Origin of the sequence: Corallococcus sp. Z5C101001 (assembly GCF_007352635.1) — a bacterium.
In the GTDB taxonomy this organism is placed as follows: domain Bacteria; phylum Myxococcota; class Myxococcia; order Myxococcales; family Myxococcaceae; genus Corallococcus; species Corallococcus silvisoli.
This window is the reverse complement of record NZ_VKLU01000001.1, coordinates 843,837-853,971: the sequence shown is the minus strand read 5'-3', so window position 1 is coordinate 853,971 and position 10,135 is coordinate 843,837. Positions and strand designations below refer to the sequence as shown.

Annotated in this window: 7 protein-coding genes; 3 read left to right on the top strand and 4 right to left on the bottom strand. The window is 72.1% G+C overall.

Going from position 1 to position 10,135, the window contains the following annotated elements; translation table 11 throughout:
• Window positions 1-116 precede the first annotated feature (116 nt).
• Window positions 117-1,352 (top strand): acetyl-CoA C-acetyltransferase, encoded by a 1,236-nt coding sequence (locus tag FOF48_RS03620; RefSeq protein ID WP_143898708.1) that lies wholly within the window; start codon window positions 117-119, stop codon window positions 1,350-1,352.
• A gap of 8 nt (window positions 1,353-1,360) precedes the next feature.
• Here FOF48_RS03620 and FOF48_RS03615 read toward each other — a convergent pair whose 3' ends face one another.
• A complete protein-coding gene (locus FOF48_RS03615) occupies window positions 1,361-3,100 on the bottom strand; it encodes an Hsp70 family protein (RefSeq protein WP_143898707.1) in 1,740 nt (579 codons plus the stop codon).
• A gap of 4 nt (window positions 3,101-3,104) precedes the next feature.
• Window positions 3,105-4,745 carry a hypothetical protein gene (locus tag FOF48_RS03610; RefSeq protein WP_143898706.1) on the bottom strand — a complete coding sequence of 547 codons (1,641 nt, stop codon included), beginning with the start codon at window positions 4,743-4,745 and terminating at the stop codon, window positions 3,105-3,107.
• Window positions 4,746-4,942: 197 nt separating this feature from the next.
• Between FOF48_RS03610 and FOF48_RS03605 the strand changes: the two genes are divergently transcribed.
• Window positions 4,943-6,244, top strand: coding sequence for an MgtC/SapB family protein (locus FOF48_RS03605; protein ID WP_143898705.1), 1,302 nt, complete (start codon window positions 4,943-4,945; stop codon window positions 6,242-6,244).
• Between the two features lie 3 nt (window positions 6,245-6,247).
• Here FOF48_RS03605 and FOF48_RS03600 read toward each other — a convergent pair whose 3' ends face one another.
• A complete protein-coding gene (locus FOF48_RS03600) occupies window positions 6,248-6,880 on the bottom strand; it encodes a TetR/AcrR family transcriptional regulator (RefSeq protein ID WP_255441849.1) in 633 nt (210 codons plus the stop codon).
• An 85-nt stretch (window positions 6,881-6,965) separates the two neighbouring features.
• Here FOF48_RS03600 and FOF48_RS03595 point away from each other — a divergent pair, with 85 nt between their 5' ends.
• Window positions 6,966-7,400: a tautomerase family protein gene (locus tag FOF48_RS03595; protein WP_143898704.1), complete on the top strand. Its 435-nt coding sequence runs from the start codon at window positions 6,966-6,968 to the stop codon at window positions 7,398-7,400.
• A 60-nt stretch (window positions 7,401-7,460) separates the two neighbouring features.
• Here FOF48_RS03595 and FOF48_RS03590 read toward each other — a convergent pair whose 3' ends face one another.
• On the bottom strand, window positions 7,461-10,049 hold the full coding sequence (locus FOF48_RS03590; protein WP_143898703.1) for a LamG domain-containing protein: 2,589 nt from the start codon (window positions 10,047-10,049) through the stop codon (window positions 7,461-7,463).
• Window positions 10,050-10,135: the final 86 nt, after the last annotated feature.

The window sequence follows — 10,135 nt, the reverse complement described above, 5'->3', positions numbered from 1 at the left end:
CACGCCGGCCCCCAAAGCCACGACAGGCGCCAAGCCTGTCATCCGCCCCCACCCCAGGCCGCCTTGACATACAAATTACGCAGATAATATTACGGTCGAAATCAAAGGAGCCGCACATGACCGCCAGCTACATCATCGACGCCATCCGGACCCCGCGTGGGCGCGGGAAGATGGGCAAGGGTGCCCTCACGGGACTGCACCCGCAGGAGCTGCTCGCGCAGACGCTCAACGCGCTCCAGCGGCGCGGGGGCTGGGACGCGCGGCAGGTGGGCGACGTCATCGCGGGGTGCGTGTCCCAGGTGAACGAGCAGGGGGCGAACATCGCGCGCAACGCGGTGCTGGCGGCGGGGTGGCCGCAGGACGTGTCCGCCGTGTCGCTCAACCGCTTCTGCGGCTCCGGGCTCCAGGCGGTGAACTTCGGCGCGATGGGCGTGGCCTCCGGCGCCATGGACTTCGTGGTGGCGGGCGGCGTGGAGAGCATGTCGCACCTGTCGCTGGGCGCGGACGGCGGCGGCCAGGACGGCGGCAACGTGCGACTGCGCGAGCGCGTGTATCAGGTGCCCCAGGGCATCAGCGCGGACCTCATCGCCACGCTGGAGGGTATCCGTCGCGCGGACGTGGACGCGCTGGCGCTGCGCTCGCAGAAGAGCGCGGCCCGCGCCATCGAGGAGAACCGCTTCGCCCCATCCCTCTTCGCGGTGAAGGACCCGGCCACCGGCGCCGTGCTGCTGGAGCGCGACGAATATCCCCGCCCGGACACCACCGCGGAGGGCCTGGCCGCGCTCAAGCCCGCGTTCGTGGCGATGGGCGAGATGGCCGTGGGCCCGAACGGCGAGACGCTGGACGGCATCGCGCTCAGCGCCTACCCCCAGGCCCAGCGCATCCAGCACGTGCACACCGCCGGCAACTCCAGCGGCATCGTGGACGGGGCCGCGGTGGTGGCGCTGGCGTCGGAGCGCTACGTGAAGCAGCAGGGCCTCAAGCCCCGCGCCCGCATCCGCGCCATGGCGACGCTGGGCACCGAGCCGCTCATCATGCTCACCGCTCCCGCGCCGGTCAGCGAGAAGGCCCTGCGCATGGCGGGCATGAAGGCCGGCGACATCGACCTGTGGGAGATCAACGAGGCCTTCGCGGCCGTGGTCATCCAGACCACGCGCGCGCTGGGCATCGACCCGGACCGGGTCAACGTCAACGGCGGCTCCATCGCGCTGGGCCACCCGCTGGGCGCCACCGGGGCGATGCTCCTGGGCACCGCCCTGGACGAGCTGGAGCGCACGGGTAAGCAGACGGCGCTCATCACCATGTGCATCGGTGGCGGCCAGGGCATCGCCACCATCCTGGAGCGCGTGTAGCCGTCGCGTCAGCGGTCGCGGAAGGCGCGCACCAGCGCGTTGAGGCGCTCGCGGACCTCCGCGATGCGCCCGGGCTCCTGGGCCTCCAGCGCCAGGCGGAAGCCCGCGATGGCCGCCGCGAGTTCTTCTCGCGGCGCCCCGGTGAGCTCGACGAACAGCGCGTCCGCGCGCGCCAGCGCGGTGGTGTTGGGCAGGGCGTCGCGCGGGTGCAGCTTGAGCGCGGCCATCCGCTGGCGCGCGTCTTCAATCTGCGCCGGCGTGAGGCGGCCGGGCCGCTGCTCGATGACGAAGGCCTCCTTGCGGCCGGTGGCCACCACCGTCACCTCCACCTCCAGGATGCCGTTGAGGTCGTAGGTGAAGCGCACGTCCACGGCCTGCTCGCTCGCGGGCGCGGGCGGCAGCCCCTGGAAGCGGTACTCGCCCAGCTTGACGTTGTCCTCGCAGCGGGCGTGTTCGCCCTGGTAGACCTCCAGGCGGATCTCCCGCTGGAAGTCGCTGCTGGTGGCGTAGCGCTCCACCCGGCTGGTGGGGATGACCGTGCCTCGCTCCAGGATGGGGCTGAAGACGCCGGTGACGTGCTGCCGGCCCGCCTGCGCCATGGTGGCCACGCCCAGCGTGAAGGGGGCCACGTCGGTGACGATGAGGTCCTCCACGGCCCGGTCCCCGCCCTTCATCGCGCCCTGCACGGCGGCCCCCAGCGCCACGGCCTCGTCCGGCGGCAGCTTGCGCAGGGGCAGGCGCCCGAACAGCTCCGCGCTCATCGCGGCGACGCACGGCATGCGCGTGGACCCACCCACGAGCAGCACCTCGTCGATGTCCTTGGACTGGAGCGACGCGTCCTTCAGCGCCTGACGGATGGGCCCGCGCACGCGCTCCAGCACGGAGGACCAGGCCTGCTCCGCCTCGTCGCGGCTCAGCTCCAGGTCCAGCGTCAGCCGGCGCCCCGTCTCCAGCGGGAGCTCGGGGAGCACCAGCCGCGTGCGCTCGGACGCGGACAGCCGGCGCTTGACGCCCTCGCAGGCCTCGCGCAGCCGGGACCACGCGGCGGCGTGCTCCTCCAGGTTCACGCCCTGCTTCTCCCGGAACGCCCGCGCCACGTGCCGCGCCAGCGCGGTGTCGAAGTCCTCGCCGCCCAGCCGCGCGTCTCCGGCGGAGGACTGGATCTCGATGACGCCCTCGATGATCTCCAGCACCGTCACGTCGAAGGTGCCACCGCCCAGGTCCAGCACCGCCACGCGCAGCTCCCGGCCGCGCTCGTGCAGCCCGTAGGCCAGCGCCGCCGCGGTGGGCTCGTTGATGATGCGCTCCACCTTCAGCCCGGCGATGGCGCCCGCGTCCCGGGTGGCCTGCCGCTGGAGGTCCCCGAAGTACGCGGGCACCGTGACCACCGCCTCCTCGATGGGCATGCCCAGGGCGGCTTCCGCGTCCCGCTTCAGCGAGCCGAGCACCAGCGCGGACAGCTCCTGCGGCGTGAAGCCCCGGCCGCTCAGGATGCGCTGGCGGTCCGTTCCCATGTCGCGCTTGAAGGCCACCGCGCCCGACGTGGGATCCAACACCGCCTGGGCCTTCGCCGCCGCGCCCACCAGCACCTCCCCCGCCCCCGTGAAGCTCACCGCGCTGGGCGTCAGCACCTCCCCCAGCGCGTTGGGCAGCACCGTCGGGCGACCGTCGCGCAGCACCGCCACCAGCGAGTACGTCGTCCCCAGGTCGATGCCCAGGATGGGCTTGTGGCCCGGACCACCGCTCATTGTCTCACCTCTGGCAGATGTGCCCCAAAGCGTCCTCGAAGGCCCTGAAGGCCTCATCCATCTCCTCCTGCCGGGCCTGCCGCGAGGAATCGCCCTTCGCCCCGACGACGGCGAGCTGATCGCTCAGCCGGGTCCTCAAGGCGATGCGCTCCGCGAGCAGCCTCCCGCAGTCTCCCTCATCGCCCAGCGCCACCAGCGCGTGGAGGTGGTTGCAGCCCTTCTGGCCATCCACCCCCGTGAAGCTCCTGCAGAGCCCCTCCGCGTGACGCCGGGCGTTCTCCACCTGCTCCGGCCTCGGCACGCGGGTCCCCCATTGTCGCCAGGAGACAACGACGTGGACAGCCAGGGCCACCACCAGCAGCGCCAACAGCCCGCCCAGCGCCAGCGTCAAGACACGGGAGAAGCCCGGACGCCCAGCCAGGGGCATCGTCGCGCCCGCTCGCGAGGGCACCCCCGCATCCGGCGCGCGAGCGGGTCCCAGAGCCCCCCCGTCCAGCGTGGGCACAGGTGCGGCATCCAGCACGGGACGGCCCCCTTCGGGTTCGGGCGCGGGAGCAGGGCCCTGCGCGGCGGGGGGCCGGGGCGCGGGGCCCGGCTCCGTCGCGCCGCGGGGCCCGCGCGGCTCCTGCCTCGGCCCGGGCGGAGCGGGTCTGTCCAGCACCCGGTACAGGAGCGGAGCGTGCTCGCGCAGCAGGTGGACCGCCTCCGCGGCCTCCTGAGGCTGGGCCTTCGCCAGCGCCTGGAACGCGGACCGCGCGCCGTGCACCTGCCCCTCGAGCACGACCCGCGCGAGGATCCCTCGCAGCGTGCCGCTGAAGGAGTCCGGCAGCGCCCCCAGCTCCAGCACCAGCGGCCAGAAGCGCGCCAACTCTTCGTCGCTCTCGAAGGCGCCGAGCAAGCCCTCGCCCTGCATCCAGGCCCCGTAGCGCCGCGCCAGCTCCCGGCCCGTGCCGGGGTGGCCATTCAGGTGCAACAGCAACACGAACTGCACGAACCAGCGGGGAGGCGGAGGCGGCTCCTCCGGGCCCGTCCCCATCTTGTCGAAGGCGACCCGAGCCACCTTCGAGGCGCGCTCCACCTCCTCCAGTTCGAGCAGATCATCCGCCAGCATCCAGAGGAACCGATGTGGCGCCGCCTTCCCCAGCAGTTCGATCTCCGTGTCGTCCAGCGCCCGCGGAAACCACTGCGAGAGCTCCGCCAGGAAGCCGACATGGCCCTGCCGGTAGGCGTCGCGGTACGCGGCCAGGGCCTCCTGGCTCCGGTTGGCGGCGAGCAGCGCCTTCACCAGCCACTGCCGAGGCTCCACCGCGTCCTGAAGGGCCTCCACGGCACGCCGCGCCACCTCCACCGGCGCGTCCAGGGGCGCGTCCGGAGGCAGCGCGCGGAACTCCGCCCGGAAGCGCTCCAGCACCTCCTGAGGCGGCGCGGACGCGGGGGCCGGCCCGGGCTCGGGGGCGCGCTCCGCGGGCTCCTCGCGCGTTGCCGCCTGGGTGCGCGGACCCTCGCGTCCCTCGCGGGCCGCCAGGACCGTCTCGTAGGCCTCGCGCAGGCGGGCGAAGCCCTCCGGGTCCGTCTCCGGTTTGCGCGTCTTGAGCTTGCGAAGATAGGCCCGCCGGACGGCGTCCCCGCCGGGGTCGGCATCCACTTCCAACTCCCGGAGCGCTTCCTGGAAATCCCTGCGGCGGGCGACGATAGCCCAAAGCCAGAAGGCCCCTCCGAACCCCTTGCGGATGCGTTGACAGGGCCCCCCATCTCCGACATGAGAAAAGGTCGCTCCAGCAAGCAATGGGGCGCGCGGCCCGGGCGTCCTCCCGGGCCGTGATGCCAGCCTGGAGGCGCCCCATGGACTCCCCCGCCGACCTGCCCACCCTCCTGGCCCAGGCGTCACACTGGCCCGTGGTGCCCGTGCTGACGCGCGTGGGTCTGGCCATCGCCATTGGCCTGTTCATCGGCCTGGAGCGCGAGCACAGCCGCAAGACGGGGGTGCGCACCTTCGCGCTCACCGCGCTGATGGGCTGCCTGGGCGGGCTCACGGGTCAGGCCTTCGCGCTGGTGGCCGCGGGCTTCGTCACGCTGCTGGTGGTGATGATGAACGGGCGGGAGCTGCTGCTGCACCGGCGGCTGGCGCTCACCACCTCCACCGCCCTGATGGTGGTGGCCTTCTGCGGCATCCTGTGCGGCATGGGGCACACGTTCACCCCCATCGTGGTGGGCGTGCTGACGGCCGCGCTGCTCGCCTGGAAGCAGTCCATCGCGGGCTTCGTGGGCGGGCTGTCCGACAAGGAGCTGCGCTCCGCCATCCTGCTCGCGGTGCTGACGTTCGTTATCTTCCCCATCCTGCCCGCGCACCCGGTGGACCCGTGGGGCCTCATCGAGCCGCAGTCCAACTGGGCCAGCGTCATCATCATCGCGGCGGTGGGCTTCGTGAACTACATGCTCCTGAAGACGCTGGGGCCCCGAGGCATGGAGGTGACGGCGTTCTTCGGCGGGCTGGTGAACAGCCGCAAGGTCATCGTGGAGCTGGCCACGCGCCTGAAGGAAGTGGGCGCCCCGCTGCTGCCGTCCGCGTACCGGGGCATCCTGCTGGCCACCGGCGCGATGCTGCTGCGCAACGGCCTCATCGTCGTCATCTTCGCGTCGCAGGCGGCCGTGCACTGCGCCATCCCGTTCACCCTGATGCTGCTGGTGAGCGCGGTGCTGTGGCGCCGCTCGCCCGTGCAGGCCCCCGCGGAGGGCACGCCCCAGCTCGCGCTGGAGTCGCCCTTCCGCCTGATGGCGGCCATCAAGTTCGGCCTCGTGTTCCTGGCGCTCAACGTCGCGGGCGCGCTGGCGCAGCGCAACTTCGGCTCCGCCAGCTTCTACTTCGTCAGCATCCTGGGGGGCTTCCTGTCGAGCGCCTCCTCCATCGCCTCCGCCGCCACGCTCATCAGCCACCATGAGATTTCAGCGGTCACCGGCGTCAACGGCGTCATCCTCTCCAGCCTCACCAGCATCGTGGTGAACATCCCGCTCATCCGGAGCATGGCCCAGGAGGCCGGCTTCCGGCGGCGCGTGTCCACCGCCCTGCTGGCCGTGGCGATGGTGGGGCTGGTCGGCGTGGGCCTCAACCTGATGGTCTTCGAGACGCTGCTCCACCACGCCTGAGCCTCACGGCCCCACGAAGGCCACGAGCGCGTCGCGGATGGCGTCGAACGGCGCGATGTCCCGGCGGGCGCGGCAGAGGATCAACGCGCCCTCCACCGAGGCCAGGATGAGCGCCGCCGCGCTGCCCGCCTTCGCGGGGGCCAGCCCCGCCGCGACCAGCCGCGCCTCCAGCTCGCGCTCCCAGGAGATGAAGACCGCCGCCGCCCGCGCGCCCAGCTCCGGGTGCGCCAGCCGCTCGTTCGCCACCGCCGCGATGGCGCACCCCGCCTGACAGTCCGTCTTCAGCAGCACCTTGCGCCACGCCTCGAAGAAGCGCTGCACCACCTGCGCCGGCGTCCCCCCCTCCCCCGCGCGCAGGGCCAGGAGCACGCGCTCCCCCACCAGCGTAAGGGCCTCCGCCGTGAGCGCGTCCTTCCCGTCCGGGAAGTGGTGGTAGATAGACCCCCGGGGCGCGCCGCTGCGCTCGATGATCTCCGAGAACGACGTGCCCGCGAGCCCCCGCTCACTCAGCAGCGAGGCGGCCGCGTACACCATCCGCTCCCGGGGCGTCCGCTCGGAGGCCACCGGCGCCTCCTCCTCCTTCTTCGCGGAGCCCCGCACGCGCTCCCGGGCCCCACCCTTCACACGCTCGGCCATCGCACCCCATTGACTATGACGACCATCTTAATTAGTTCTGGGCCGCCACTATGACAACCGTCATAGTCCTGGAGGGACCCGAACCATGCCCATGATCGACATCGCAGCGACCGAAGGAACCTTTCCGCAGGCGAGCGAGGCGGCGCTGCTGGAGCGCGCGACGGCCTGCCTCCTCCAGTGGGAGAAGGTGACGGGCATCCCCTACGCGGTCGCGAACACCGGCGCGTTCCTGAACATGCTGCCCCAGGGGCGGGCCGCCGCGGGGGGCAAGCCCGCGGGGGTGGTGCGCATCCAGGTGCTCACGCCCGCGAAGTCCCTCAGCCAGGAGCAGCGCACGGGCATCGCGGCGGGCCTCACCGACATCGTGGGCGAGCTGGCCGCCGACCCGGGCGTCCGCGAGCGGACCTGGGTGCTGTTCCACGAGGCCGTCGACGGCGGCTGGGGCATCGCCGGGAAGGCGTTCACCAACGGGGAGCTGGTGGACGCGGTCCGCGCGAGCGCCATCGCCGCCCGGCGCTGAAGCCATGAAGCCCCCCCGCGCCGCCAGGGCGACCCTGCGGCCCCGGCGGCGCGCGAGGCCTCACGGCGTGTACTTCCACGCCGCGGTCACCGCGGGCTGGAAGCAATGCACGTGGGCCTTCGTGCCGCTGGGAATCTCCTGGACGACGCCCGCGCCGTAGCCCTGCGTGCGGCACCACTGGCTCACCTCCAGCCGTGAGCCGGGGGCGGTGTAGTCGCCCAGGTTGGACACCGGCCCCAGCACGGACTTCTCCACGTCCACCCGCAGCCCGGAGTTGAAGCAGCCCACCCACGGGCGGGACGTCAGCTCGAAGATCTGCCCCGTGGTCCACCCCTGGCTGTTGCAGAAGCGGTGCGCCGCCGCGGCGCAGTGGGTGCCCGTCACCACGCGGTCGTCGGTGCAGCCCGCGTGGATGCGCGCCAGCTCCTCGAACGTCACCGCCACGCTCTGGTGCTGGATGGGCGCGCACGCCACCGTCAGGTCCGTGGCCGTGGACGACACCGGCACGCCCGCCAGCGAGATGGGCGGGCGGTTGCTGACGAGCTGCTGGATGGTGTCCCAGGTGTTGGTGGTGTTCGCCATCGCGTCGCCCGCGCCGCGCTGCGCGCAGACCCGGTGCATCGCGGACTGGCACGCGGCCGTGTTCAGGGCCTGGGTGCCACTGCACGCCGGAGCCTGGGCGCTCATCACGAACTGGCCGGCGGAGGGCGCGTGCTGGATGGCCTCCTCGCGGCAGTTGGCGCCGTGGGCCGTCAGGCAGATGCTCCGGTTGGAGCGCGCGTGCGTGAAGATGCGCACCTCGTCGATGGCGCCCCGGAACGAGCCCTCGCCGTTCGCCGGGCAGCGCTGCGTGTCCAGGTTCGCGCCCGCGCCGATGTAGAGCGTCCCCGCGCCCAGCCGGGCCGAGCCCGGCGCGACCGGCAGCGCGCGATTCGTGGGCACGCCGTTGAAGTATTCATGGAAGACGCCGGTGGTGCCGTCCCAGGTATAGGCCACGTGGGTCCACTGCCCCACGGGCAGCGCCGGGCTGAAGCCCAGGCGCACCCGCTGGCCGTTGACCACCAGGGAGAAGTGCAGCTGGTTGCCCGCCTCGTAGATGACGTCCAGCCCGCCCGCCTTCTGCATCAGGTAGCGGTAGGGATTGCCGGTGGTGCATCCCTGCTGGATGTCCGCGTCCGGCCGCACCGCGAACTCCACCGACAGGGCGCGCACGTCCGCGCCCACGCCGGGCAGCGGCGCGCCGGGAGGATCCGCCAGGGGGACCGCGAGCGCGCTCCCCCCGGGCACCACCAGCGCCTTGCCCTTGCCGTGCGGCTGCCACAGCGAGTCCGGGGACGCGCGCGTGACGGCGTTGCTCGGGGAGATGGAGGCGCTGCCCACGAGCGCGCCGGTGAAGAAGTGGCCGGACAGGTCCGGCGTGCGCGTCAGGTCGTACGCGCCCGCGCGCGTGACGAGCTCGTTCATGGGCAGGAAGAGCAGGTGGAAGGGGTCCATCAGCTCGCCCAGGTCCACCTCGTTGTAGTCGCCCGTGTTGCTGCCGAAGAGGGACAGCACGTCGTGCGTCTTGGTGACGGGCAGGTAGTGCGCTTCGTTGCCCTGCCCCGGCGGGAAGCTCTGGGACGGCAGGCGCTCCTGCTCGAAGTTCCACATCGGCCCTGAGTAGAAGAGGTGCGCGATGTCCATCCGGTCCGTGTTGATGGCCCCATCGATGTGGTACGCGGTCCAGTTCGTGTCCGCGCCCACCAGGCTCACCGCCTCCCGCCGCGCCCCATCCGTGTAGGTGACCGCGATGTAGAGGAGGTTGCGCCCCTCGTGGTCCACCCACGCGTAGGCGCCGCGCACCAGGGGACCGGAGGCCGTGTCGCCGAAGTCCTCACCCGTGGCCGCCTTCAAGCGCTTCCACGCCAGCGGGTAGCGCTTCACGCCCGCATCCGGGTCGTTGAACATCATCGACAGCGGACGCGGGTTGCTCCAGCCGGTGGCCAGGCACGGCGTGGGGTTGTAGGCGTACATCATGTGGTCGATGCCGCCCGTGTTCGCGGGCGCGCCCTGGTAGATGAGCAGCCGGCCGTCGGACGTCATCGTCGGCTCGATGCCGCGAAGCGTGGCGCCCGTGACGGTGCGCAGCGTCTCCAGCGCGCCGGTGGTGAACGACGCCACCTCCGCCTGGGGCGTGAAGGGCTGGGACACGCGAAGGTCCGCCGTGCGCCGCCGGAAGACGTTGTCCCCGTTGAACATCATCGAGTCGAAGATGAACGGCTGATAGACCGCGACCCCGCCAGAGAGCGTGTACGGCTGCGCCGGGTTCGTGAAGCAGAACGCCAGCGCGTTCTCCCCGTTGCGCACCTGCACCGTCTTGCCCGCGGAGAAGGTCCCCGCGAAGGACGGCTTGCCCGCGGCGTCGTACGTCACCGCCTCCGGACGGAACACCCGCGCAATCCACGTCGTCGTCGTGGTCGCGTGGTCCTCCCCGATGTTGCCCACGAAGACGCGCCCGTCCACCGTCGACGAGTGCCCGTTGGCCCCGAACGGCGTCGCGATGCGGGTGTTCACCAGCGAAGGCCGGCCCTCCGCGAACACCGCCAGGGGCACGCCCACCAGCGCCGCGCCAAGGAGCACCCCTAGACTCCAGGTAAGTTTGTTTTGCATGAAAACTAGGATAATCCACTTTCAGCGCCCCACCCAAGCGGACCTGGTCCGGGGGCCTCCGCGCCGGGGGCTGGCGTCGTGCGGTG

Bases quoted from the DNA above. Each gene is read 5' to 3' on its own strand.
- FOF48_RS03620 (WP_143898708.1), top strand. From the start codon at position 117: ATGACCGCCAGCTACATCATCGACGCCATCCGGACCCCGCGTGGGCGC.
- FOF48_RS03615 (WP_143898707.1), bottom strand. From the start codon at position 3,100: ATGAGCGGTGGTCCGGGCCACAAGCCCATCCTGGGCATCGACCTGGGG.
- FOF48_RS03605 (WP_143898705.1), top strand. From the start codon at position 4,943: ATGGACTCCCCCGCCGACCTGCCCACCCTCCTGGCCCAGGCGTCACAC.
- FOF48_RS03600 (WP_255441849.1), bottom strand. From the start codon at position 6,880: ATGGCCGAGCGTGTGAAGGGTGGGGCCCGGGAGCGCGTGCGGGGCTCC.
- FOF48_RS03595 (WP_143898704.1), top strand. From the start codon at position 6,966: ATGCCCATGATCGACATCGCAGCGACCGAAGGAACCTTTCCGCAGGCG.
- FOF48_RS03590 (WP_143898703.1), bottom strand. From the start codon at position 10,049: ATGCAAAACAAACTTACCTGGAGTCTAGGGGTGCTCCTTGGCGCGGCG.